Consider the following 24,452-nt stretch of genomic DNA (forward strand, 5'->3'; position numbering starts at 1 on the left):
TTTTAGCTTAAATTGGATTTGAGCGCTCAAGCGCTGCCATCCAAAGGGCGGTCACTTTGTCACTGAACAGATAAAAATATGTCATCAATGATTGATACGCTGGCCTTTTGCATACTGCAACAGCAATTCCGGCGGCCTCTTGTGGGGGATAACCATAAACGCCACATGAAATGGCCGGAAATGCAATTGATTCACACCCATGGGACATCGCCAGATCCAGGCTGTTTTGATATGCTGACGAGAGAAGCGTTTCAGGATTTTTATCAATGCCATATCTGGGCCCCACAGTATGAATGACATATTTTGCCCTTAGATTCCCGGCTTCAGTAATTCTTGCTTCCCCGGTTGGACACCGAATCCCGTTTTCCGCGGTGACTTTTTTACATGCTTCCAGCAGTTTTGGACCGGCGGCTCTGTGAATAGCACCATCCACCCCACCGCCCCCAAGCATTTGGGAATTGGCGGCATTGACAATAACATCTACAGCGGCTTGAGTGATATCACCCTGGACAATTTTTATCGCACCCATATTTTTTATTCTCCTGTTTACCAATCGATCGGGGTCCCCCAAAAAAACGGATGATGTGTTTTTTGTTCATCCTTTTTCAATATCACAGTTTTACTGAAACGTATTTTCAGTGTCCTAAAATTTTACACGAAAACCGGAAAGTATGGCATTGATGTCTTCAAAATCCGTATTATCCCGGTCCAGTTTGTGCAATCGATACCCCAGATAATACTCTGTTCCCCAAGCCGTTATATTTTGGACAAACTGAGCGCCAAAAGTGGAGGCCTCATCGTTGTTCATGGCAATGTCGTCAAAAAAACCGTAATCCACCGAAAAAGCTGTTTTTCCAATGGAGAAAAAATCGGCTTGGTAACCGAGTTTACTATAAAAAAACAGGCCGTCACCATCGGTATCGGTTTTATATTTTCTTTGTCCGCCTGAAAGGGTCAAGCTGATACCGCTGTCGTGAAGCGCGGAGAAAGACGAGCTGATCTGGTAGTCTGTCTTTGCTGAGGTTGATGCAGGATCGGCATATGCGGCGGATGCACCGACCTTAAACCGGTCCAGTTTGGTATTATATTTAATGGCAACATCCCCCCCGCCGTCGGCGATATAAGAGGTCGCAGCTGAAAAACCGTTAAAAGAGGGGGTGTCATATCGAATTCTTTCATCGCGGCCCAGGCCGTCCATATTTGAGAAGGCATTACCAATCTTGGTTGTGCTTAACGCTGTTGTGTTGTTATCATAGAAAAGCTGTCCGCCCGCCATGTCGGCCACGCCAGAGTACCCCACAACGGTTGTCCCGGAAAAATCGGTTTCGCTTGTTCCATCCGATGCGGTTGAACCGAAGCCAATGGATAATTTTCCATAGGGTGTGGAACTCAAATAGAGATCCAGGTGACGTTTGGTAAAATTATTGTTACTGGCACCTCGTTGATTGTTCTGATTCACATCTGCGGTGGAGTTGGATTCGAACTGAACCTCGATTTTTGTACCGATCTCCAGGGCTTCCGAGGCGTTGGCAGATCCTTTAATACCGATACGTGTGGATGAATTATCATTATCCACTTGATAGATATCTGTATTGTCACCGTCATCTGAAATTAAAACGCCTCTGTTGACTTGTCCGTAAAGTGTCACGCTGGTGTTTTTATTTCCTGATTTTATAAGTCCTTTAGACGTATCCGCACTTTGGACTGCTTTTTGTGTTTCCTCGGATGTTGTTCGAATTTCATTTACCTGTTTTTGCAATGCTTCAATCTGGGCCTGCTGTTCAAGGATGATTCTTTCCAAGCGTTCCAGGGTTGCTTTCTCATCCGCCCCTGCCTCTTTGATTATTCCTGTCACTGGGAAACAGGTCATTAAAAAAACTGAAAATAAAATAAATAATTTAAATTTTGACATGACAACCTCCTTGATTCCAAAATGTCTCGATCCGGCAGTATATTCGGCATGCTTGCGGAACAACAGGCCATCTGGAATTCAGAATAAAAATTATACGTTGCAGGGGTTAATTTTTATTTATATCTGTATCCGGCAAAAAAGTCACGGATGAATTCATTTTCATGTATCGGTCGGTATCTTCCCGTTAGAACTGGCTGGAACCTATTCCAGGAAAAAGGCCCTGGTTTTGCTGTAGCCCAGCACGAGGCTGGATTTGACGTCATCTATCAATGCATAGAGTGTCGGGACAACCACCAGCGTCAGGATGGTGGAAATCATTAATCCGAAAATAACCACAATTGCCATGGATCTCCACCACTGGCTGGACTCACTGGCCGTGGAAAGGGCCATGACATGGAAATCGTAACTGATACCGGTGACCATGGGCAAAAGCCCCAGTATGGTGGTAATGGCGGTTAAAACAACCGGTCTCAACCGGGTGGCACCGGCAGAAAGAACAGCGTCCCGGACGCTAAAGCCACTGTCCCGGAGCTTATTGGTATAATCGATGAGCACGATGGCATTGTTGACAACCACACCGGCAAGGGAGATGATGCCCACCCCTGTCATGATAATGCCAAAGGGGGAATTGATCACGGCAAGTCCCCAGAAGGCGCCGCCCAAAGAAAGGATAACCGAAGTGAGAATGATCACCGGTTGGATGACGGAGTTGAACAGGGTCACCAGGATCAGGAAGATTAAAAACAGGGCAATCACAAACGCTTTTGTCAGAAAGGCTTCGGATTCTTTCTGGCTTTCATCCTCACCGGTGAATTTGTAGCGATAACCGGTGGGCAGCTCAATATCTTCAAGCAGTTTCAGGGCCTGCATCCGGGCAACGCTTCCCGTGGTTTTGGATTCATCCACATTTGCTTTGACCGTGACAACGCGTTCGTGGTTTTTTCGAACGATGTCCCCAATAGTGCCTTTGTATTCAATACCGGCCAGGGTGGTCAGCGGAACGATTTCTCCCCCGGGCGTGGGGATCATGAGTTTATGGAGGACATCTGTCACCTGTCGGTCGGATTCGGTGAGTTTTACCACGATGTCATAATCTTCATCCCCTTCATAATACGTGGATACATCAAGCCCGTTATAGGCTGTTTTTAACGCAGATCCGATGGCACTGGTGGTCAGGCCGAAAAGAGCGGCCTTTTGCCGGTCAATCTTCACCTGTACACTGGGGAGTCCCCCCTGGTAGTCATCCCGGACGTCTTTTACATGGGGAATATTCTCCACTACTTTTTTCATTTGTTCAGCGATTTTACTTAATACCTCAAAGTTGTCGCCGGAGATTTCAATATTGATGGGAGGACCTGTGGGCGGACCTTCCTGTTGCTGATCCACAGTGATTTTTACCCCGGCAATATCCTTTACCCGAAGCCTTAATTCCTCCAGGTCTTCTTTGGTGGGGGATTTCCTGTCTTCAAAGTCAATAAACTGGATCCCGATATGGTTGGGAAGGTTGGCATCAAAAATAGAGCCGCCTGAATTTTGAACCACCCGGGTAAAGATATGCTCAATATTATTGATATTGCCGGGCGCCATAAAAGGGTCGCCCCCAGCGGTTTCATGGGCCTGAAATTTCATGGCCTCCCCATAGTCAGCTCCTTGATGGCCGGTAATGGCTATTTCCACTTTTTTAACGGTCCTGTCGATAAAATCAAGGTCTGCCCCTTCCGGCGGATCAATGTTAACATAGACAGATCCCGGGTCAATGGACGGGAAAAATTCCACGGGTTTTTCAATGCCGATTTTTAATAACCAGATCTGGATAAGAAGGATCAACACGGCAAAAGATGCGACCAATACCGTTAGTTTATTATTCAGGGCCGTGTTCAATAGTTTTGAATAAAGGTTTAATATCGGTCCCTTGATATCAATGGGGGTTTCTCCCTGGGCCTCAATTTCTTTGGCAGAGAGGGTCTCCGTGTTGATGTGTGTTTTTACCCGCATAAAAAAAGCACACATGGCAGGGTTGATGATAAGGGCCACAAAAAGGGAAGAAGAAAGGGTAATGATGAGCGTAATGGGAAGGTACTTCATGAACTCTCCCATAATACCCGGCCAGAAAATCATCGGGAAAAAAGCTGCCAGGGTGGTGAGGGTGGAGCCGATCACCGGCCAGGCCACCTCGCCTGTGGCTTTCATGGCCGCTTCCACCCTTGGTACGCCCTGCTGCATGTAGCGGTAAATGTTTTCAACGATAACAATGGCATTGTCCACCAGCATGCCCAGTGCCAGGGTTAAAGAGAACAGGACAATCATGTTCAGGGTAATTCCCATGGCATAGAGTACGGTAAACGACAGAAACATGGAAAAAGGGATGGCAATTCCCACCAGTAAGGCATTCCTGAATCCCAGGGCAATAAACAGGACGATCACCACAAGGATAAGCCCCGAGATAATATTGTTTTCAAGGTCAGCCACCATCAGCCGGATATCTTTTGATTTATTCATCAGCTTGGTAATAGTGGTGTTTTTGGGAAAGGACAGTTTTGCCTCTTCTACGAGGAGGTCTATTTTATCGGAAATAAAAATAATATTTTCACCGACCCGTTTTTTCACGGATAGGGTAACCGAGTCCACACCGTTCAGGCGGGATAGCGACGTTGCTTCCTTGATACCGTCTACAACGGTGGCCACATCCTTCAGGTAAATGGGATTGCCGCTATGGGTGGCCACAACAAGGGTGAGGATCTCTTCCGGCGTTTCAAATTCACCGGGAACCTTCAACTGATACCTGCCGTCTCCCAGGGTGATGGCCCCGCCGGATGTGTTTTGATTTTCACTGACAACGGCCTGCTGCAAAGCGGTAATGGGAATCCTGTAATAGGCCAGTTTATCCGGATCCACCTCTACTCTGATTTCCCTTTCCTGGCCGCCGGTGACTTCCGCTTCCAGAACCCCGGGCACCGCCTCAATATCATCTTTGAGATCATCAGCGATCTGCTTGAGCATTCCCGGACCGCAGGTCCCTGCCAAAGAAAAGATAACAATGGGCATATCCGAGAAATTGACTTCAAAAACAGACGGATCATTTTCAAGATCAGATGGAAGATCATTTTTGGCCTCATCCACTTTATCCTTGACCTTGGTCAATACCTCACTGATGTCCGTACCCGGCAAAAATTCAATATTGATCCGGGATAAGCCCTGGGAACTGACCGAACTGATGTTTTTTACCTTGTCCAGGCCTTTGAGTTTTTTTTCAATCTTTATGGTAATACCGGTTTCAATGTCTGAGGCGGAAACGCCCCGATATTCTGTCTGTACAAACACATAGGGAATCGTGATATCCGGTTCACTCTCCCGGGGCAGTTCCTGATACGAATAGATGCCGATTCCTAAGATAATCAGGGCCATCACCAGTACGCTGATTCTGTTTTTTGTGGCAGTATCAGAAACAATCATTGGGAGAGTTCCTCCATATCCCGGATGGTTTTTGTCACATTCACCTGTTCGCCGTCTTCAATAATTCGATGACCGACCACTACCACCTTTTCTCCCGGATTAAGCCCCTGGGGGATCTGTATTCTCCAACCGTCCAGAAATCCCGGGCGAACCGGTCTGAATTGGACCACCCCCTCTTTTTCAACATACACCCCCATGGCTTTATCGAGGGTGACAAGGGAATATATGGGAACGGAAAGTCCTTGGGGATCCTGTTTTTTGATAATTTTTACCCTGACAAACATATCCGGAAGGATGTGACCATTTGAATTGTTCACCTGGATTTCAAGTTTATATAAACGGGCCATGGAATCGGCGGTTTTGTAAAGATAATGGTATGTACCGGTATAGGATTTTCCCCCCAGGGCATCAATGGTCATGTCAAAGGTTTTAAGATTTCGAACGGCATCCACATCAGATTCCGGAATACCCACTTCAACTTTCAATTTATCGATTTGCAGGACCTGGGCAACGGGATCACCGGGATTTAAAAAGGTGCCGTTTTCAATATGGACACGGTCAACGATCCCTTTCATGGGGGACAGGATTGTGCAGCGGCTTAGGTTGAGGCTGGCATTGTCAAAGGCGGCTTTCCGGTTTTTGACCAGGGCAACGGCATCATCCAGTTGGGACTGGGTAACAAAGTTTTTTTTTAACAGCGTGATTAACCTTTTTTGGGTGGCCAGGGCGGAATCATAAGATGCCAGGGCAGAATCATAGGAATTTTGATAATCCCTTTTATCAATGACGGCCAGAACATCCCCTTTTTTGACATGACGACCCTCGGTCATTTTTTTGTTGACGATTTTCCCTTTGATTTCAGAGACCACTTCCAGGGATATCCATGGTTTTGCAACACCGGGAAGACTTAATTTTTCCATGACCATGGCAGGTTCAAGTTCCATGGTCACCACGTTGGTCAGTGCTTTGGTGGTGGTCTTTTCTCTGGCTTGTTTTTCAGCCAGATCTGCTTTCCGTGTTGAAATTTTTTTACCTAACGGCAAGACAATCAACCCAATTATCAGCAAGACCACGGCAAAAGGGATGAATTTCCAGATGAGCCTTCGGATTTTTCTTCCCATGGGTTTTGGGGTATCAGGGGTGGTTTCCATACAGACATCCTTATGTGGTTAAAAAATTGTTACGCAACAATACGGCCATCCTCGCAGATTTTAAGGGGCCTTTTTCAGTTGAGCATCAACACCGGTTACGATATTACCATTACCGGCAATTTTAAGTAAATTTCGATGCTACAATAATCGTAAACAAAAGTATAGTGGTGGTGTGATTTTTATCGATTCAGATCTCTGTCAATGGCCATATCGGTATATGGCAGTTGAATATAATTGAAAACCCTGGCTGTTTTGGGCATGGAAAATCGCTTAAACAGTCTGGAAATATTAATACCGATGCCAACATAAATATTTCTTTCCCGGTTTTTATGGTCCGGGTATCCTCTTGCATAGTAGCCCAGGTGCAACTCTAAATATTTCAGGATAGTTGTTTGGGCAAAATGAAATCCATCAAATTTCAGCGCCATAAGAAATTTCTGGTGATCATAGTCAGTGGAAATGTCAAACTGATTAAATTTCGGCTGGTATTCAATTCTGAAATCAATTTTTTCTGACAGGCCAGGATGGGAACGCAGCACATATCCGGTTACACTGCCAACCAAATTCATGATAAAATCTTCGTAGGCAAATCCATAATGGCTGAACGCATCCCCGATCTCCATCCAGGTCGCCATTCCAAAAGAAGATAACGCACCCAGCGCAGCCCCTTGCCGGGTGGAATACCCTTTGTCTTCGTAGATGGCCGCCAGGACACGGGAAAGGGTGTATGCAAAGTAAAAATGCCCGAGCTTATCCATGCCGCCATTTTTTGTGGTGTCTGAAAACCATCCTTCACTTTTTTTTTTCGGATCATTTTTAAAATAATCCCAGTTTATCATTCCCCATGTGGTAATGGCGGTCAATCCGATAACATTTGAAAGGACAAGTGTTTCTTCTTTTGAAAAATGGGTTTCCATTCCCGGCAGATCCGTTGGCGACAATACCAGGATAAAAAGGAAAACAAAAAACAAGTTCTTCAGATGTTGTGGGGTAATAAACCCATGCATGGTGCCTCCACATCTTCGTTTATCCTGAAAGATATCATTTTTTTTGCGTTGATGCACCTGTTATGTGAAATCCTATTTTCCCGGCCTTGAATACGGGTCCGTTTTTTTAATGACGGGAAGAATCAATTTGATTCTTTCCAAAGAAGATGGTAGCAGATATTAGGTGTTTAAAGGGATCAATACTGCTCTTGGAAATTTAATGTGGAGACCCGGGTATGAAAGATGAGGAAAAATCAAAAAAAGCGCTGATATCAGAGCTTAAAATGCTCCGCCAAAAATACACAGGATTAAAGGACATTTTTTTAAAAACCCAAGACATTACACTTGTCGGTGGCAATGAAACCATTCTGGTGGTGGATGACAATGAGGATATACGGAAAACGATTGTGGCAATGCTTGAAAAATGCGGTTATACGGTTATTGAAGCAGATTCCTCCCGGACCGCCATTGAGATTTTTAAATCCCATGGCAGCACCATCCACCTGGTATTATCAGATGTTGTCATGCCTGAAATCAGCGGGCCTGAAATGGTTAAGGCATTATTTGGAATACAAAAGGAGATAAAGGTCGTTTTTATGTCCGGCTTTACAGAGGATGATGTTATTCTAGATGATGTGCTGAAAATTCTTCATTCACAAACTTCCTTCATTGAAAAACCATTCACTTTTCAGGAAATCTGCCTAGTTGTAAGACAGCAGCTTGACAAAAAACCATAAGATTTAAAGTGGGGTAAAATGATAAACAAGTCATATCCGGAGTCCATCGAAGAGTCAGGGGGGTATTTAAGGATTGCCCTGAAAAAGATTGCTCAATATAACCTTCCATATAACCCTATCTCCTATTTGTTGTGGTATGAATATGCCACCGGGCGGAATGAAAACCTGATCAAAGACCTCGAAGTCTTCCTTAACGCCAAGGAAGTGATTACCATTGAGGTCGTCACCCGGCTATTCAAAAAGCACATGGCCGACAGTCAGATTTTGATGGCTGAAAAAAAAACCAAGGACTTTAAAAAGATACTATTAGAAATGACCAAACACTTGAGTGAGTCCTGTAACGAAATCGGATCCCAGGGCAGTTTGTTAGATACCTTTGCCCAGGAGCTTGTTACGTCAGAATCCCTGGAGGACATCTCCGTCATCGCGAATCGGATTGTTTTGGAAACAAAAGCGGTGGTTGAATCCAGCAAAAACCTGAAAACCCAATTGGATTCAACCGTGTCTGAAATCGACACGCTGAGTAAAGAACTTGAAGGAATAAAGCAGGTTGCCAAGACCGATATGTTGACCGGTCTTTTAAACCGGCGGGGATTTGACGGGGCCTTATATCCCGTCATGGAAGATATAAAAACAACCCATGAGGCGTTGTCCGTCATTATGTTGGATATTGATCATTTTAAACGGGTAAATGATACCTATGGTCATCTGATAGGGGACAATGTTCTGAAAATGATCGGTAAATTAATAAAAGATTCTATTAAGGGCAAGGATATTGCGGCCCGGTTTGGGGGAGAAGAGTTTATTTTGACGCTGCCGCAGACACCCCTGAAGGGCGCTTATGCACTGGCGGAACAAATCCGGTTAAATCTGCAGAAAATGAATTTGAAGATTAAAGATACGGGCGAGTCCATAGGACAAATTACCATTTCCCTGGGCGTTGCATTGTACAAAGAGGGTGAATCCATTGAGGCGGTTATTCAAAGAGCGGACAATGCTTTGTACCATGCAAAGAATACCGGCAGGAATAAAACCGTCACAGAAGCGATGCTTGGGTAAGGTGTTACGGCCCAGGCGTTTTTTTCAGCCGCTGGATAAGGTCTTTTTCCAGGTGCTGGATGATCATTTTTAATGGTCGGCTTTCCTGAACCGGGCCGGAGTTGTTCCAACCCTTTTTCATTGCCCGGTCCTTTACTTCTTTAAATTGGGCCAGGGAATGGGCCATTGATTTCCAGGCAAAGAGTTTTTGCAGAATGTGGCGTTCTTCAGGGGTCAGGTCTGTTGCTGTATCGATTGTTTTGCCATTGTCCGTTGTTATGATCATTTTAGGGTTTCCCGGCGGGTGAAACCGTTTTTTATACGGATTGCCTTTTGGTATAAAGAAAGTGCTTTCACCAGTGGTTACAGGTTGAACTCTTCAGCCCAGATCGAAAATCGTTTTGCATGGTCCGGGTGTATTTTTTCTAATTCTGCAATGATCTGGGGGGGGGTCATCTTTTTGTCTGCATACAGGGGATTTTTAGAGTGATATTTGTCGGCAACACAGATGATTTTTTCTTCAATGCTGATGGGCACCATATCCCTTGGGGGCAGCGGAAGCTTGTTCACCAGGATGTTTTCCCTGGTGATGCCGGCCCCGGTATGCCGCTCACAGACAAGGCCGTATTCCGGCGGCAGACCCTGTTCATCCAGAAGGTTTCGTCCCAGGTATCCGTGACAGATATAGGGCACCGTGCCCCTACAGCCGATGCTGTCTGCCCGGGTCAGAAATATGCCGATATCATGGAGCATGGCGGCGGTTCGAATAAATTCAATATCCGGTTTCAAATGCGGGAGGGTGTCGGCAATTTCAAGACTTTTTTCAGTGACGATCCGGCTGTGCTCAATCAGCACTTGATACAGTTTTGTGCCCGGCGTATAAAATTTGTTAATAAGGGTGAAAGGATCCATTTTTTATGAGAGCAGAACTCTTTCGATGAACGGGTCCAAATCGCCGTTCAGGACCCTGTCCACATCTCCCATTTCAAAATCGGTTCGATGGTCTTTAACCATCCGGTAGGGGTGAAGAACATAGGATCTGATCTGGCTTCCCCAGGCAATATCATCTTTGCCGTCATGAAGGGCCTGCATTTTTTTATCCTGTTTTCCCTTTTCCAGCTGGTACAGTCTTGATTTTAACACTTTAAAAGCAATTTCCTTGTTGCGGTGCTGGGAGGGTTCCTGCTGGCATTGAACCACCACGCCGCTGGGAATATGGGTGATTCTCACCGCACTGCTGGTCTTGTTCACATGTTGTCCGCCGGCACCACTGGCGCGGTACACATCAATTCTCAGGTCGGATTCATCAATCTCGATGTTAATTTCATCGTTTATTTCAGGATAAACAAATACAGAGGCAAATGAGGTATGGCGTTTTCCACTTGCATTGTAGGGTGAAATCCTGACCAGGCGATGAACTCCGGATTCGACCTTCATGAACCCGTAACAATTTTCTCCGGAAACCCGAAGTGTTGCCCCTTTAATTCCGGCCTCATCCCCGGGTTGATAATCAATAATCTGAAACCGGTATCCCTTTTTATCCATCCATCGAGTGTACATGCGAAACAGCATTTCAGCCCAATCCTGGGAATCGGTTCCGCCGGCACCGGCATTGATGGAAACAAGGGCATCCCTTGAATCGTCTTCGCCATCAAGGGTGATCTCCACAGAGAATTTTTTTATTTTTTTCTCAAGTGCGGACAACAGGACAGACACCTCGAGTTCACTGTCTTTATCAGACTCTTCAAGGGCAAGCTCCAGAAGGATTTCAGCATCTTCAATCTCTTTGTAAATACTTTCCCAGGTTTCCAGAAGATTTGACAGGCGGGTTCTCTCTTTTAAAAGAGCGGTTGCCTGGTCCGTGTCATTCCAGAAATCTTCTTTGGACATCATATGCTCGAGTTCGCGAAAGCGATTTTGTTTTACAGGGAGGTCAAAGATACTCCTTGAGTTTGTCGGCTTTGGTGTAAATCGATTGAATTGTCTGTTTTAGTTCTATACTCATTTTGATGTCTCCTAAACTTTTTTTCTTATTCCTTTTAACATAAAAGCAAGACAGATTGCAACTATAGAGCTGATGGCAAAAATATCCCCATATTTTGTATAGAAACTGATCCGTTGGAGCACAGGGACACGTCGTGTCAGTGTCTGGTCGGTGAACAGGGCAGTGGTTTCAAGGCGTTCTCCCTTGGGGTCAATAAAGCCTGAAATGCCGGTATTTGCAGCCCGTGCAACAGTCCTGCGGGTTTCTACTGCCCGAAATACGGCAATGGAAAGATGCTGCTGGGCAGCGGATGTCTTCCCAAACCAGGCATCATTGGTAATCGTGGTCAGAATATCAGCCCCGTTCATTACAAATTCAGCGGCAATGGCGGGAAACAAAATTTCAAAGCAGATCAATACCCCTGTTTTGTGTGTGGCCTTCAGGTCCTGGGTATGGAAAGTAAGGGGAATAAGGGGATGGTGACCCATGGAGAAATTGCCTGCCTGGGCCGTTATCTTACCTAAAAATGTCAGATAGTCACCCAGGGGGACATACTCGCCGAAAGGGACCAGGTGATGTTTGTCATAAGTGCCTGTAACAATGGAAAATTGGTTCAGCATGTAGGCGCGATTGTAAAATGAGGTGGTTTCATTATTCGACTCGAATGCCGGGCTTCCGATGAGAAAATGGGTCTTTAAGGATCGGACACATTGATCCACCTGGTTTGACAATAGTCTGTCAAATCCATAATAAAACGGTAGAGCGGTTTCCGGCCATATCACAAGATCAGGCATGCTTTTTGATGCTGCGTGGGAAAGCCGGATATACTTTTCCACGGTCGTTGTTTTAAAGGCTTCATCCCATTTTAAGGTTTGTTTAATATTGCCTTGAACAAGGGCGATGGTCGTTTTTTGTGCGGTACGGATGTGAGAATCCAGGTCGGTGATGCAGTGGTAGCCGTAAAAAAAAGTACCGCACACCAGAAGGGTTGTGTATAAAGCAGCGATAAAAAAGGGCGGTTGAAATTTTTTTTTAAAAGACATCCAGATATCCGCCACGAGGACGTTCACCAGAACAATGAGAAAGGAGACCCCATAAACGCCTGAAAAATCGGCAATCTGGATGAACGAAAGATTCGCATACTGGCTGTATCCCAGTCCCCCCCAGGAAAAGCCTGTGAATGCAACGGCTCTGATATATTCAAGGCCGGTCCAGAGACAGGCGGCCAGCAAAGGGGCAACGCAGGCTGGGGGGGCTAATTTTTTTAACAGAAAGGCAAATATCGCCGGGTATAGCGAAAGGTAAAGACATAAAAGGGTGAGGGTGGAAACGGCAAACAGGGGATGGAGTCCGCCATAGACATGCACCGTAGGGACGATCCAGTAAAGAAGGGTTAAAAAATGGGCGAGCCCGATGGTAATTCCACTGTAAAAGGCCTCTTTTTTTGTCATGGTTCGGATGGACACAAGCCAGGGGACCAGGGCAAAAAAGACAAGAAAAGAGAGACCTGTCTTGGGAAAAGAAAGTGTCAATGCCAGACCGCTTGTCAAAGCTGGAAAATTTTTACTCAAAATACTATTGTTTTTTTCGTCCATCATCATTATTATCTTATAATATGTAAAAAATTTGTTATACTTAACAGTTAGTCGATAACCCGTCAAATCCGAACACCCGCAAAAGGTGATTTTTATGAAAATAGAGCACCCCAAAAACAGCGTAATCCAATATGCAAAGGACCACCCAGCGCCTGAGGATTCATCTGATGTGAATGAGCCGGGATTAAGCTTCCAGGAAATGAAATCGATACTGGAATGTTCCCCTGCAGGGATCGGCATTATAAAGAACAGGGTTCTGGACTGGACCAATACAATGTTTCATTCCATGCTGGGGTATGAACCCAATTTTTTGAAAGGAAAAAACACAAGAATTCTCTATGCGGATCAGCAGGACTATGAAAGGGTTGGGCGGAATCTTTACGCCAATATAGACAAATATGGCAATGGGTTGGTTGAAACAAAACTGGTCAGAAAAGACGGGTCATTATTTGACTGCAGGATCAGGGCATCAAAATTGAATACGGAAGATCCGTTAAAGGGTATTATTATGGTTATTACAGATATTTCAGAACTGAAATTGCTTCAGTTTCAGCTTCAACAGGCCCAGAAAATGGAGGCGATCGGCGTACTGGCCGGGGGGATATCCCATGATTTTAACAACATTTTAATGGGGATTCAGGGGCATTTATCCCTCATGCAGATTGATGTTTCAGCAACGGAAAAAGTGACGGTCCATGCCAAACACATTGGCCGACTTGTTAAAACGGCAGCAGAATTAACCAGTCGGTTACTGGGATTTGCCAGGGGGGGGAAATATCAGATTTCATCCGTGAATGTAAATGAACTGATTCCCATGGCCCTGAATATTTTCAGGCCCACCCGAAAAGATATTCTGGTTCATGAAACCTATGAAGAAAATCTTTTCCCCATTGATGCGGACAACTCCCAGCTGGAGCAGGTGTTTTTAAACCTGTTGATCAATGCCTCCCAGGCCATGCCGGAATCCGGCGATCTTTTTGTGACGAGCCAAAATATCTTTATCGAACAAGACCATTCTTATCCGTTTGAGGTTCAACCGGGTCGATACATTAAGGTGACCATAAAAGACACGGGTATCGGCATGGATATGGAAACCCAGAAAAAGATTTTTGATCCATTTTTCTCAACAAAAGAAGTGGGCCATAAAAAAGGCCGGGGGCTTGGCTTGTCTACTGTTTTCGGCATCGTAAAAAATCATGGCGGTTTTATTTTGGTGGACAGTGAAAAAGGAAAAGGGGCCAGTTTTAATATCTGTTTGCCGGCATCCAACAATATCCAGGTGAAAGAAATAAAAGACCCCCCCCCTCTTTTTGAGCACATGCAGAAAGGATCAGAAACCGTCCTGCTGGTGGATGATGAAGAAGATATTGTCAATGTGGGGATAAATTTTTTGGAAAAGCTGGGATATCGGCCGCTTATCGCCAGGGACGGATTAGAAGCCGTGGAGATATTCAGGCGGTACAAAGAGGATATTTCTTTGGTTGTCCTTGATTTGATTTTGCCGAAAATGAGTGGAAAAGAGGCCTTTTTAGAGATAAAAGCCATCCGGGAAGACGCCAAAATTCTTATATCCACAGGATATGCAATTGATGATAAGATAGAAGGGTTTTTAAACCAGGGATGTCATGGGTTCATTCAAAAACCGTTTTCCCTGAATGAGTTTGCACGGACCTTGCGGCATATTCTGGATAAGGCCGTATAATTTAAAGCATTCCCCCGTTTATCCCAATGACCTGCCCATTAATATAAGCGGCTTTTTTTGAACATAAAAATGCAGTGATATACGCGATATCTTCCGGTGTTCCCAGCCGTTTAGCCGGTATGGTATCGATGATTTGATCGGTATTTATTCCGTCTATCATCTGGGTTTTAATAAATCCGGGAGCAACGGCATTCACGGTAATATTCCGGCTTCCCACCTCCCTTGCCAGGGCTTTTGTCGCCCCGATAAGGCCTGCTTTTGACGCGGAATAATTCACCTGGCCCGGATTTCCCATCTGCCCTGCTGCGGATGTCACATTGACAATCCTTCCGGATCGGTTTTTCAACATGTTCTTTACCACTGGCTTTGTCACATTATAAAAGCCTGTCAGGTTGGTATCCAGTATCGTTTGCCAGTCTGTTTTTTTCATCATGACAAACAGGGTGTCCTTCCGTATTCCCGCATTATTGACCAGGATATCAATTTTGTTGTGTGTTTGAAGAAGGGTTTTAATGGCGCTTTGGACGTCTTCCTGACAGGTAACATCAAACGGCAACAGGTCACCCTGACCATTGCGGCTGGTGATTTCTTCTAGGGTTTGAAGGGCAGATGTTTTGTCGGAAAGGTAATTGATATAGACAAAAATCCGGTGTTTTGCCAGTTCAATCGCAATGGCTTTGCCAATGCCTTTTCCTGCACCGGTAACAAGGGCAACCTGGTGTGTGCTGTCCGTCATAGGGCCTCCAAAATAGGGTGTTGATCCTTAACTGAAAAAATAGTCCTGTATAGAAACTGCTCTTATCATTCACATGACGTCATTTCAATCAATTTTATTTTTTGAAGTGGGTAAAAACCTGTTTTGAATACGGCTTTACAATATCCGGCTCAAATGTTATTTTAAACAGATCGTCAGATGATCTATTTAACGGTATCATCAGGAGTTTTATATGAAACATATAGAAATTCGATTTGGGGATAATATTGAGAAGCATGCTGCGGAAGAAAAATCTTTTGAAGAAATGTTTCAATCTGTCAATCCCATGTTCTGTTTTTCAAAAAGAATCTGGAGACCCCAGATGGATATATTTGAAACAAGAAGTGAGATTGTTATCCAGGCTGAGATAGCCGGTGTAAGAAAAGAAGATATTATCATTGAAGTGAGCAATAAAGCGGTCAAGATATCCGGCACCAGGAAGAGCAACCATCTGGATCGGACCGCCACATTCCGGCTTGCTGAAATTCAATTTGGTCAGTTTGAGCGGGTTCTGTATCTGCCCAGTGTGATTGATGTTGAAAAGGTCGCTGCAAAATTTTCAAATGGCTTTTTAGAGCTTGTTTTGGGAAAATTGTTTAGAGAAAATATTAAAAACAAGCGAAATATTTCCATAGACTTCATCTAGGCAGTAGATTCCAAAAGGAACCAGACAATAATGGATGATCTTAAGACTTCCTCTCGAACGATAACATCAGATAATATTCCACATACCATTCCCATTCTTCCCATTGTTGACACCAATCTTTTCCCGAAAATGGTCTTGCCACTGGTATTAATCCAGAGAGAGGCCGTCGAGCTGATTGATGAGGCCATGGCCGGGAATCGGATGCTGGGACTGCTGTTGTCCAAGCGATCGGATATTGATTCCAGACATACGGCAGAAGATCTTCACAGGATCGGTACGGTGGCCATTATTTTAAAAATGTCCAAAATGGAAAGGGATAAGGCCCAGCTGCTCATTCAGGGCTTAGATCGTTTCAAGGTCATACAGTTTCTTCAGAATAAAAAGTATATGCAGGCCAAAATTGAAATCATAGAAAACAGAAATGCTGACAGAAACAAAGAAAACAGGGCCTTGATGGCTAACATTGTTGAACAGTATGAAAAAATTGTGGCCCTGTCGCCAGGACTTCCTTCAGAAATGGGACATATGATCAAATCATTGCAGGAACCCACGGTTCTGGCGGATATGGTTGCTTCCACCATTAATGCACCGGTCAAGGAAAAGCAGAACGTTATCGAGCTGCTGGATGTCACCAAGCGCCTGAAAAAAGTGACCCGGCTGGTCAATGACCAATTGGAAATCCTTGAAATGAGCTCCAAGATCCAGAGCCAGGTAAAAGAAGATATGGATAATCGGCAGCGGGAATACTATCTCCGCCAGCAGCTTAAGGCCATAAAGGAAGAGCTGGGTGAAACCGAAGACGAAAGTGTTGAAATCAAGGAATACCGGGCCAAAATAGAAAAAAAGGACCTGCCGGAAGAAGCCCGGAAAGAAGCTGAAAGAGAGTTGCAGCGCCTGTCACGGATGCAACCGTCTTCTTCTGAATATGTGGTGTCGTCCACCTATCTTGACTGGCTGACGTCTTTGCCCTGGAATGATCGGTCTGAAGACCATCTGGATATTAAATCGGCTAGAAAAATCCTGAACCATGACCACTACGGGCTTGAAAAGCCCAAAAAGAGAATCCTTGAATACCTGGCCGTTCGAAAATTGAAAAACGATTCCAAAGGTCCCATCCTCTGTTTTACCGGCCCGCCTGGGACGGGTAAAACATCCCTTGGCAGATCCATTGCCAGGGCCCTTGGCAGACAATTTGTCAGGATTGCCCTGGGAGGGGTTCGGGATGAAGCTGAAATCAGGGGTCACAGACGAACCTATGTGGGGGCACTTCCGGGAAGGATTATCCAGTGTTTGAGAAAAGCCGGCACCCAAAATCCGGTGTTCATGCTGGATGAGATCGACAAGGTGGACCATTCCTATCATGGAGACCCTTCTTCTGCCCTTTTGGAAGTCCTGGACCCGGAGCAGAATTTTTCGTTTTCAGATCATTACCTGGATGTCCCTTTTGATCTGTCCGATGTGATGTTTTTAACAACGGCAAATGTATTGCATACTGTCCCGGCACCCCTGCGGGACAGAATGGAGGTTCTGGAACTGAACGGATATACGGAAGAAGAAAAATTAAAAATCGCCACCCGGTATTTGATTCCCAAACAACGGGAGGCCAACGGCTTGAGTGCGATTCAGATTCGATTGACGTCCGGTGCGGTAAAAAAAATTATTTCAGGGTATACAAGGGAATCCGGTTTGAGAAACCTGGAAAGACATATCGGAGCCGTCTGCCGGGGGGTGGCAAGCAAGATTGCCGAAGGCGAAGCCGAAACCGCCATGGTGGGACAAAAAGACCTGCATGACTATTTAGGACCGGCACCCAATATGCCGGATCTGGTCCTGAAAATCGAAAATCCCGGGGTGGTTGTGGGGCTCGCCTGGACCCCCTATGGCGGAGAGATTCTTTTTATAGAGGCCGTGGCCATGAAAGGTGGCAAAAGAGGCCTTACATTAACCGGACAACTGGGAGATGTCATGAAAGAATCGGCCAGCACAGCCTTAAGTTTTATCCGGGCCAATGCAAAAAAATTAGCCGTGGACGATGCTTTTTTCAGTACCCATGATCTGCATATCCATGTGCCGGAAGGCTCTATTCCCAAGGATGGCCCATCAGCCGGGGTGGCCATGTTGACGTGCCTGGTCTCCTTGATGACGGGACGGCGGGTAAAAAAGCGCCTGGCCATGAGCGGTGAGATTACCCTCAGGGGAGAAGTCCTGCCCGTGGGTGGGATCAAGGAAAAGGTGATTGCAGCCCACCGGGCAGGCATCAAAACGATTATTCTGCCATTGTGGAATCAAAAAGATATGGAGGATGTGCCGAAGGATATAAGCAAATCCATTGCGTTTCATTTTGTGGATAAAATGGAAGAGGTATTAGCGCTGGCGCTTGAATGATAATGGTGGGGGTATTTTTTTGAAACTCAATACACAGATACTGATATTGCTTTTTTTGACCCTTTTCGGATGTTCTTCCACGCTGGAGACAGTCCCGCTTCCGCCGCCGGAAGCGCCACCCGGTGACCGTCGCTCCGGCACCCAGAAACCGTATAAAATAAAAGGGGTTCAATACACCCCCCTGGCCAGCGCCACCGGATTTGTCCAGACCGGACGGGCCTCCTGGTACGGCAAAAAGTTTCATGGAAGAAAAACCGCCAATGGTGAAATCTATGACATGTATGCCATGACTGCGGCCCACAAAACATTACCCCTGGGGACCTGGGTCAGTGTGGACAACCTTGAAAACAACCGGAAAATTGTGGTGAGGATCAATGATCGCGGCCCGTTTGTGCGGGGCAGGATTATTGATTTGTCCCAAAAAGGGGCAAAACAGATTGGCATCCTGGGCCCGGGAACGGCAAAGGTAAGGGTGACCGCCCTTGGCAGGGCTACATCGTATTCCGGGCGAACAAAAGATCCCATCGCGTTTGCGCCTGTTGACTATTGGCGAGGTAATTTCACGGTCCAGGTCGGGGCATTTCAGGTTAAAGCCAATGCAGAAAAGTACCGGAATAAATTATCAAAAAACTATCAAAATGCCCATATTGTCATGTTTTCAGATGACCGGGGGGTGTTTTATCGGGTGAGAATGGGCCGGTTTACCAATTTAAAGGATGCCATCCGGTTCCGGGATAAAATTATGGCGCAAGGCCTTGGCAGTGCCTTTGTCGTTGCAGAATAAAGAAACCAAATCATGGGATATACTGTTTTTCTGGACCGGGATGGGGTCATCAACAGGGACTCATCCGAATATATAAAAGATCCGTCGGAGTTTGTCTTTATCCCTGGAAGCCCGGAGGCCATTGCCCTGCTGTGCAGAAAGGGGTTTCAGGTCATGGTGATCACCAACCAGTCTTTGATCGGCAGAAACATGGCCACCCGGGAAACCCTTGAGGCAATTTTTAAAAAAATGACAAAGGGTGTGAAAAAGGCAGGGGGAGAAATCATGGACATTTTTTTTTGCCCCCACACCCCGGAAGACCGGTGTTCCTGCAGAAAACCAAAACCCGGTTTAATTATGGAAGCCCAATATAAATACGGGCTTGCCCTTGATCAATCCTGCATGGTGGGGGACAGTGCCAAAGATATTGAATGCGCCCATAATGCAGGATGTTCAAAAGCTGTTTTGGTCAAAACCGGTAATGGAATAATCGCCCGGCAAGCGCTTTTTGAAAAAGGCATGACACCGGATTATATCGCTGCTGATCTCTATGACGCCGCCTGCTGGATCACCCGGAATGTGACCCGCTAAATGATCACCCTCAACGGTATTTTAGACCGACTCACCTATCAGAATCAGGAAAATCATTATACGGTGGCAAAACTTCGCATCCCGAAAATCAGTGATCCTGTTACCATTGTGGGTCATCTTGCCGGGGTGTTTGAAGGTGAAAGTCTTGAGGTATCCGGAAAATGGATTTCCCATCCCAAGTATGGGGATCAATTTAAAGCAGAACAGTATAAGGTTCTTTTACCGGCGACGGTTTCGGGCATCCGCAAATATCTTGGTTCGGGTATGATCAAAGGGATTGGGAAGTCACTGGCGGAACGAATCGTGGATCATTTTGAAGAAAAAACCCTGGATATTATTGAAAACGAACCGGAAAAATTAAAACAGATTCCCGGTATTGGAGAGGCCAAGAAAAACACCATTGCCCAGGCCTGGAACAGTCACCATGCCGTCAGACGGGTCATGCAGTTCCTCCAGGCGAATGGTGTGGGGGTACACCATGCAGCAGCGATTCTTCAAACCTATGGGTCCCGGGCGTTGACGATTCTGCAGCAGGATCCCTATGCGATTGCACGGGATATCCCGGAGATCGGGTTTCCCCTGGCAGATATGATTGCCATGCGGGCCGGTGTTGAAAAAGAGGATGAAAAGCGCCTTCAGGCATGCCTGATCCATCGTCTCTTGTCCGTTGAACAAGAGGGACATGTGTATGGATTAAAACCCCAGGTGTTTAAATCAAGTGCCCGGCTGTCCGGTGTGGACCCGGCGTTGTTTGAGCCGGCCCTGGAAGCCTTGATTGACTCGGATGACGTAACCATGGAAATAGATGAAGACGGCACAAAAATTTATCTTAAGCGGCTTTACCGGGCGGAATCAGGCATCGCATCCCGGATGAAAGCCATTTTGTCCATGCCTAGCCCGCCCCATCGTCTGGGAAAAGACCAAATCCTTGAAGAGGTCCTGAAAAAACTGGCCGTAAAATTATCTGCAGAACAATTGAATGTCGTCTCAAACGTGCTGCTTGAAAAAATTGTAGTCATCACCGGAGGGCCCGGAACCGGTAAAACAACCTTGATACGGGCGTTGTGTGAAGTCTTCAACCTCCAGCATCTATCGGTTGTCTTAAGCGCGCCCACTGGCAGAGCTGCCCGGCGCCTTTCCGAGGTTACCGGGCAGAAAGCCTCTACCTTGCACAAACTGTTAGGCTTTGATCATGAAAACCAGACCTTTGAAAGAAATTTTGCCAGTCCCCTTGAGGTGGATGTTTTTATTGTGGACGAAGCATCCATGGTGGATACCCTGCTCATGTATCATCTCATTGAAGCGCTGCCGGTAACGGCAAGCTTTATTATTGTCGGGGATACCTTCCAACTGCCTTCTGTGGGACCTGGCAATGTGTTGTCGGATATCATTGAATCCGGCTGTGTCAAGGTGTTTTCTTTGACAAAGATATTCCGGCAGGTCAAGGAAAGTCCTATTATCATGCATGCCCACAGTATCCGAAACGGAGAGATGCCGGATTTTGAAAAGCCTAATGCAGGTGAATTGTCAGAGTTTTATTTTATTGAGAATCAGCGGCCTGAAAAAGTAGTGGATACCATTATCGAACTGTGTTCGAAACGAATCCCCCAGGCATTTCCCCATATCGATGAAATACAGGTCTTAACCCCCATGCATCGGGGAGAGGCGGGCACCATTAATTTGAACCAGCAGCTTCAGCGGGTATTAAATGATTCAAAAGGCGGTATAGACGCCGGCGGGATAGTGTTCAAGCGTAACGACAAAGTCATGCACCTGAAAAATAATTATGAGAAAGATGTGTTTAACGGCGATATCGGTATTGTTCATGAGGTCATTAAATCTGAAAGCCGTGTTCTGGTGGATTATGACGGTCGTCTTGTTGAATATGACATCCTGGAACTGGACGAACTCACCCTGGCCTATACCATATCGGTCCACAAATCCCAGGGAAGTGAATATGCAGCAGTCATTATTGCGCTGACAACAGCCCATTTTCCCCTGTTGCAGCGGAATTTATTATATACGGCCATGACCCGGGGCAAACGCCTGGTGATTATTGTCGGATCTTCAAAAGCCCTGGAATTGGCATTAAATAATAATAAAACCGCTTTACGTCTTACGAATCTCAAACAAAAATTGAGGGCCCCATGACGAATGGTTAACCGTTTTCTTCAATATATTTTTTTAATGCATTTTTGGTTGTGTCAAAGGCGAGCTGATCCCAGGGGATGTCCTGTCGTTTAAATTCATCAATTGACATGGATTCATGGCAGGGCCGGATGGTGCCGCCGGTTATATCACTCTGGTAGACAATGATGATATTGGCTTCTCCTGGATAGGAATAGTTGCCCAGCAGGCAGTTGATTTGGGTATGCAGTCCTGTTTCTTCTAAAAATTCACGCCTGGCCGCCTCTTCAAGGGTCTCCCCCCTGTCCACAAATCCTCCCGGCAGTACCCAGCAGCCTTTTTTGGGTTCTTTGTTCCGCCGTTGAAGAACAATCCCGTTACGGGTTTCTGCAATAGTGCAGGCCACCAGCTTGGGATCCAGATAAAAAATAAATGCACAAGCGCTGCACACCAGTCTTTCCGGCTCGTTTTGTAGGAGTCGTTTTTTTATAAATTTTTCCCCGCACAACGGGCAAAATTGATAGATGGTTTCTTTATTCATAATAATGTTTGATCCCTACCCCGGTATTATGGACACCCTGTAAAAATGTCGATTTTTTTAAAACAGCAAAAATATTGTTGCTATTCAGATGAATTTCATGGAAACCATGATAATATATTCTATATTAGGGTGTAAGACAAATTTATTTTCAGAAATGAAGCCCCCTTTGGGTTAAACCGTTTATCAAAGGAATTATTTTGATGTGTCAGGATGAATCATGGAATTTATTAAAACAGCAATAGAACCGGTGACAGCTTCCGAAAAAGCCTATTATTTTATTTTTTTGAAAAACGATATCCTTGTTAAGGAATCCGCCACTACCCTTGCCGAGATCCCCTGCCTTGGGGAAAAATCCCTTGCCGCACTGGCAGTGACGGAACCCTGCTTTTTGGGGCGGATCAAGGAGAGGGTATGTTATTGTGCTCAGATCTTACCCGGGAAGGTGCCGGAACCCTACAAATTCATAAATTTGCGATCCCTTTATGGTAAAATTGAGAATGGGTTCTGGCGTATTGCCGGATACGCCCGGCAGATCAATGACTGGAATATGAATTTCACGTTTTGCGGCAGATGCGGCGCCAAAACCCAGAGAAAAAAGGATGAGTATGCAAGGGCGTGTCCCAGATGCCGTTTGGTCAGTTACCCGCGCATTTCTCCGGCCATCATTACCGCGGTCATCAAGGACGATAAGATTCTTCTGGCCCGGGGGATCAATTTTCCCAACAAGAAAATGTTCAGTGTCCTGGCGGGATTTGTCGAACCGGGAGAGGCGTTGGAATCGTGTGTCGCCCGGGAGGTTTTTGAAGAAGCCGGCATTATGATCAAGCAGATTCGTTATTTTAACAGCCAGTCCTGGCCGTTTCCCGACAGCCTGATGATCGGATTTACAGCGGTCTATGACAGTGGACGCTTGTCCATCAATCCCCGGGAATTAATCGAGGCCGACTGGTTTACGGCGGACAACCTTCCCCTTGTCCCGGGAAAGCAGACCATTGCAGGAGAGCTCATTGACTGGTTTGTGCGTCAGCAGCTGATGAAAAATTCAACGAGTTGACAAGAAGACGGTTTCCCTGTATCTTTTTACCGTTTTTTTAATATCTCAGGCAAGGGGTTTCATGGATAAAGACACCTGTATCAGTCGGATTCGATCAGCCATTCAAAACGGAACCCACCCCGGACCTCCGGAGGATCATCTGTTTCAACCGACCAGTGTGATTGCGTTGTTTATGTTTAATGCGGAAGTTGAACTGCTGTTTATCCAGAAAGCAGATATAAAGGGATATCCCTGGCGGAACCAGATGGCCTTTCCCGGTGGGCATAAGGAGAAAACCGATCTTTCAACAAAGGATACGGCATTAAGGGAACTGACCGAAGAAATGGGGATACATCGACAGAATGTAGAGGTTGTCGGATCTCTTGGGCATTTCCAAACCATTAACAACAAGGATATCAACGCCTGGGTGGGGATCTGGAATCAAAAAGACCATATTCAACATGATCCGTCTGAAATATCCCGGGTGTTTCAGATTCCGTTAAACTACCTGATTGAGCGGCACAAAGAAAAAGCCTATCATCAGCAGATTCCCAATGTCATGCGTCTGACCTACCCCTATGAAGATGTGTTGATCTGGGGGGTAACGGCAAAAATAGTATACCACCTCATAGAAGTTTTGCTAAACGATCGTTAGTTCTTGCTTGACCGCCGTTTAAGCCTTAGAAATACTTTAACCACCAGAAATAAGCTTAAAAAGGATAACAGCCCGGGAAACCAGACGTGTTCCTGAAATTCCGGATTACCGGAACCCACAAAAATACCGGCAATGGCAAAGACAAAGACAAAGATCATACTGGTAATAAGTGTCCAGCAGGCAATCGTTGAATCATACCAGGGGGTTATGGGTTTTCTGAAAAATAGAGTTTGCTCTAATTGCATTTGCATTTCCAGTTGTTTTGTGTTAAACCACAACATATATAATTATTCTATTGACAAACAACAATATGTTGACTAAATTCAATGTCCGGCGGTTCCGGTAAATCACGTCAAAGCCAGTCCCACCGCTGATAAAAGATATGTTAATTTCAATGAG

The 24,452-nt window shown here is 45.7% G+C and carries 22 protein-coding genes; 10 read left to right on the forward strand and 12 right to left on the reverse strand.

Annotated elements, in window-relative coordinates; genetic code table 11:
• Positions 1-7 precede the first annotated feature (7 nt).
• The 5 genes from Q1Q15_RS00500 to Q1Q15_RS00520 form a co-directional block, all read right to left on the reverse strand.
• Complete coding sequence (locus Q1Q15_RS00500; protein ID WP_300455112.1) at positions 8-529, reverse strand: O-acetyl-ADP-ribose deacetylase; 522 nt, start codon at positions 527-529, stop codon at positions 8-10.
• Positions 530-643: 114 nt separating this feature from the next.
• Positions 644-1,912: a porin gene (locus Q1Q15_RS00505; RefSeq protein WP_300455115.1), complete on the reverse strand. Its 1,269-nt coding sequence runs from the start codon at positions 1,910-1,912 to the stop codon at positions 644-646.
• A gap of 201 nt (positions 1,913-2,113) precedes the next feature.
• Positions 2,114-5,365 carry an efflux RND transporter permease subunit gene (locus tag Q1Q15_RS00510; protein ID WP_300455118.1) on the reverse strand — a complete coding sequence of 1,084 codons (3,252 nt, stop codon included), beginning with the start codon at positions 5,363-5,365 and terminating at the stop codon, positions 2,114-2,116.
• Positions 5,362-6,516: an efflux RND transporter periplasmic adaptor subunit gene (locus Q1Q15_RS00515; protein ID WP_300455121.1), complete on the reverse strand. Its 1,155-nt coding sequence runs from the start codon at positions 6,514-6,516 to the stop codon at positions 5,362-5,364. The genes Q1Q15_RS00510 and Q1Q15_RS00515 overlap by 4 nt, the downstream gene beginning before the upstream one ends.
• A 179-nt stretch (positions 6,517-6,695) precedes the next feature.
• Entirely contained in the window at positions 6,696-7,523 is an 828-nt protein-coding gene (locus tag Q1Q15_RS00520) for a DUF2279 domain-containing protein (RefSeq protein WP_300455123.1), read from the reverse strand.
• A gap of 215 nt (positions 7,524-7,738) precedes the next feature.
• Between Q1Q15_RS00520 and Q1Q15_RS00525 the strand changes: the two genes are divergently transcribed.
• Both Q1Q15_RS00525 and Q1Q15_RS00530 read left to right on the forward strand, forming a co-directional pair.
• The gene (locus tag Q1Q15_RS00525) at positions 7,739-8,239 is read left to right on the forward strand and encodes a response regulator (RefSeq protein ID WP_300455126.1); all 501 of its coding nucleotides are present in this window, start codon (positions 7,739-7,741) and stop codon (positions 8,237-8,239) included.
• 18 nt (positions 8,240-8,257) lie between these two features.
• The gene (locus Q1Q15_RS00530) at positions 8,258-9,298 is read left to right on the forward strand and encodes a GGDEF domain-containing protein (RefSeq protein ID WP_300455127.1); all 1,041 of its coding nucleotides are present in this window, start codon (positions 8,258-8,260) and stop codon (positions 9,296-9,298) included.
• A 4-nt stretch (positions 9,299-9,302) separates the two neighbouring features.
• On the opposite strand, the gene Q1Q15_RS00535 is transcribed toward Q1Q15_RS00530, so the two are convergent.
• The 4 genes from Q1Q15_RS00535 to lnt all read right to left on the reverse strand — a co-directional run bounded on the left by Q1Q15_RS00535 (position 9,303) and on the right by lnt (position 12,862).
• Complete coding sequence (locus tag Q1Q15_RS00535; protein ID WP_300455130.1) at positions 9,303-9,563, reverse strand: hypothetical protein; 261 nt, start codon at positions 9,561-9,563, stop codon at positions 9,303-9,305.
• 77 nt (positions 9,564-9,640) lie between these two features.
• On the reverse strand, positions 9,641-10,189 hold the full coding sequence (locus Q1Q15_RS00540; protein ID WP_300455133.1) for an HD domain-containing protein: 549 nt from the start codon (positions 10,187-10,189) through the stop codon (positions 9,641-9,643).
• Between the two features lie 3 nt (positions 10,190-10,192).
• A protein-coding gene (prfB, locus tag Q1Q15_RS00545; RefSeq protein ID WP_300455136.1) for a peptide chain release factor 2 occupies positions 10,193-11,282 on the reverse strand; the annotation gives its coding sequence in 2 pieces (ribosomal slippage) (positions 10,193-11,224 and positions 11,226-11,282; 1,089 coding nt in all).
• Positions 11,283-11,293: 11 nt separating this feature from the next.
• Positions 11,294-12,862, reverse strand: a complete 1,569-nt coding sequence (gene lnt / locus Q1Q15_RS00550) for an apolipoprotein N-acyltransferase (RefSeq protein WP_300455138.1) — start codon at positions 12,860-12,862, stop codon at positions 11,294-11,296.
• A gap of 88 nt (positions 12,863-12,950) precedes the next feature.
• Between lnt and Q1Q15_RS00555 the strand changes: the two genes are divergently transcribed.
• Positions 12,951-14,558 (forward strand): ATP-binding protein, encoded by a 1,608-nt coding sequence (locus tag Q1Q15_RS00555; RefSeq protein WP_300455141.1) that lies wholly within the window; start codon positions 12,951-12,953, stop codon positions 14,556-14,558.
• Position 14,559: 1 nt separating this feature from the next.
• Here Q1Q15_RS00555 and fabG read toward each other — a convergent pair whose 3' ends face one another.
• Complete coding sequence (gene fabG / locus Q1Q15_RS00560) at positions 14,560-15,294, reverse strand: 3-oxoacyl-ACP reductase FabG (RefSeq protein ID WP_300455144.1); 735 nt, start codon at positions 15,292-15,294, stop codon at positions 14,560-14,562.
• Between the two features lie 211 nt (positions 15,295-15,505).
• On the opposite strand from fabG, the gene Q1Q15_RS00565 reads away from it, so the two are divergent.
• Genes Q1Q15_RS00565 through Q1Q15_RS00585 form a run of 5 tightly spaced genes read left to right on the forward strand, consistent with a single transcriptional unit; the run spans position 15,506 to position 21,848 of the window.
• Positions 15,506-15,958 (forward strand): Hsp20/alpha crystallin family protein, encoded by a 453-nt coding sequence (locus Q1Q15_RS00565; RefSeq protein WP_300455146.1) that lies wholly within the window; start codon positions 15,506-15,508, stop codon positions 15,956-15,958.
• Positions 15,959-15,988: 30 nt separating this feature from the next.
• Positions 15,989-18,343 (forward strand): endopeptidase La, encoded by a 2,355-nt coding sequence (gene lon / locus Q1Q15_RS00570; RefSeq protein WP_300455149.1) that lies wholly within the window; start codon positions 15,989-15,991, stop codon positions 18,341-18,343.
• A 19-nt stretch (positions 18,344-18,362) separates the two neighbouring features.
• Positions 18,363-19,127: a septal ring lytic transglycosylase RlpA family protein gene (locus Q1Q15_RS00575; protein WP_300455151.1), complete on the forward strand. Its 765-nt coding sequence runs from the start codon at positions 18,363-18,365 to the stop codon at positions 19,125-19,127.
• Between the two features lie 12 nt (positions 19,128-19,139).
• Positions 19,140-19,697 carry a D-glycero-beta-D-manno-heptose 1,7-bisphosphate 7-phosphatase gene (gene gmhB / locus Q1Q15_RS00580; protein WP_300455154.1) on the forward strand — a complete coding sequence of 186 codons (558 nt, stop codon included), beginning with the start codon at positions 19,140-19,142 and terminating at the stop codon, positions 19,695-19,697.
• Positions 19,698-21,848: an ATP-dependent RecD-like DNA helicase gene (locus Q1Q15_RS00585; protein ID WP_300455156.1), complete on the forward strand. Its 2,151-nt coding sequence runs from the start codon at positions 19,698-19,700 to the stop codon at positions 21,846-21,848.
• 7 nt (positions 21,849-21,855) lie between these two features.
• Here the strand turns inward: Q1Q15_RS00585 and Q1Q15_RS00590 are convergent, their stop codons facing one another.
• Positions 21,856-22,365 (reverse strand): NUDIX hydrolase, encoded by a 510-nt coding sequence (locus Q1Q15_RS00590; protein WP_300455159.1) that lies wholly within the window; start codon positions 22,363-22,365, stop codon positions 21,856-21,858.
• Positions 22,366-22,582: 217 nt separating this feature from the next.
• Between Q1Q15_RS00590 and nudC the strand changes: the two genes are divergently transcribed.
• Together nudC and Q1Q15_RS00600 are read left to right on the forward strand one after the other, a co-directional pair.
• A complete protein-coding gene (gene nudC, locus Q1Q15_RS00595; protein WP_300455162.1) occupies positions 22,583-23,419 on the forward strand; it encodes an NAD(+) diphosphatase in 837 nt (278 codons plus the stop codon).
• A 61-nt stretch (positions 23,420-23,480) separates the two neighbouring features.
• Positions 23,481-24,053: a CoA pyrophosphatase gene (locus Q1Q15_RS00600; protein ID WP_300455165.1), complete on the forward strand. Its 573-nt coding sequence runs from the start codon at positions 23,481-23,483 to the stop codon at positions 24,051-24,053.
• Here Q1Q15_RS00600 and Q1Q15_RS00605 read toward each other — a convergent pair.
• Entirely contained in the window at positions 24,050-24,298 is a 249-nt protein-coding gene (locus Q1Q15_RS00605; protein ID WP_300455168.1) for a hypothetical protein, read from the reverse strand. The two genes, Q1Q15_RS00600 and Q1Q15_RS00605, sit on opposite strands and share 4 nt — an antisense overlap.
• Positions 24,299-24,452 lie beyond the last annotated feature (154 nt).

The sequence above is a fragment of the Desulfobacula sp. genome (assembly GCF_030145145.1).
Lineage (GTDB): Bacteria > Desulfobacterota > Desulfobacteria > Desulfobacterales > Desulfobacteraceae > Desulfobacula.

Coding starts and splice junctions, on each gene's coding strand:
- Q1Q15_RS00500 (WP_300455112.1), bottom strand. CDS start 529: ATGGGTGCGATAAAAATTGTCCAGGGTGATATCACTCAAGCCGCTGTA.
- Q1Q15_RS00505 (WP_300455115.1), bottom strand. CDS start 1,912: ATGTCAAAATTTAAATTATTTATTTTATTTTCAGTTTTTTTAATGACC.
- Q1Q15_RS00510 (WP_300455118.1), bottom strand. CDS start 5,365: ATGATTGTTTCTGATACTGCCACAAAAAACAGAATCAGCGTACTGGTG.
- Q1Q15_RS00515 (WP_300455121.1), bottom strand. CDS start 6,516: ATGGAAACCACCCCTGATACCCCAAAACCCATGGGAAGAAAAATCCGA.
- Q1Q15_RS00520 (WP_300455123.1), bottom strand. CDS start 7,523: ATGCATGGGTTTATTACCCCACAACATCTGAAGAACTTGTTTTTTGTT.
- Q1Q15_RS00525 (WP_300455126.1), top strand. CDS start 7,739: ATGAAAGATGAGGAAAAATCAAAAAAAGCGCTGATATCAGAGCTTAAA.
- Q1Q15_RS00530 (WP_300455127.1), top strand. CDS start 8,258: ATGATAAACAAGTCATATCCGGAGTCCATCGAAGAGTCAGGGGGGTAT.
- Q1Q15_RS00535 (WP_300455130.1), bottom strand. CDS start 9,563: ATGATCATAACAACGGACAATGGCAAAACAATCGATACAGCAACAGAC.
- Q1Q15_RS00540 (WP_300455133.1), bottom strand. CDS start 10,189: ATGGATCCTTTCACCCTTATTAACAAATTTTATACGCCGGGCACAAAA.
- lnt (WP_300455138.1), bottom strand. CDS start 12,862: ATGATGATGGACGAAAAAAACAATAGTATTTTGAGTAAAAATTTTCCA.
- Q1Q15_RS00555 (WP_300455141.1), top strand. CDS start 12,951: ATGAAAATAGAGCACCCCAAAAACAGCGTAATCCAATATGCAAAGGAC.
- fabG (WP_300455144.1), bottom strand. CDS start 15,294: ATGACGGACAGCACACACCAGGTTGCCCTTGTTACCGGTGCAGGAAAA.
- Q1Q15_RS00565 (WP_300455146.1), top strand. CDS start 15,506: ATGAAACATATAGAAATTCGATTTGGGGATAATATTGAGAAGCATGCT.
- lon (WP_300455149.1), top strand. CDS start 15,989: ATGGATGATCTTAAGACTTCCTCTCGAACGATAACATCAGATAATATT.
- gmhB (WP_300455154.1), top strand. CDS start 19,140: ATGGGATATACTGTTTTTCTGGACCGGGATGGGGTCATCAACAGGGAC.
- Q1Q15_RS00585 (WP_300455156.1), top strand. CDS start 19,698: ATGATCACCCTCAACGGTATTTTAGACCGACTCACCTATCAGAATCAG.
- Q1Q15_RS00590 (WP_300455159.1), bottom strand. CDS start 22,365: ATGAATAAAGAAACCATCTATCAATTTTGCCCGTTGTGCGGGGAAAAA.
- nudC (WP_300455162.1), top strand. CDS start 22,583: ATGGAATTTATTAAAACAGCAATAGAACCGGTGACAGCTTCCGAAAAA.
- Q1Q15_RS00600 (WP_300455165.1), top strand. CDS start 23,481: ATGGATAAAGACACCTGTATCAGTCGGATTCGATCAGCCATTCAAAAC.
- Q1Q15_RS00605 (WP_300455168.1), bottom strand. CDS start 24,298: ATGCAATTAGAGCAAACTCTATTTTTCAGAAAACCCATAACCCCCTGG.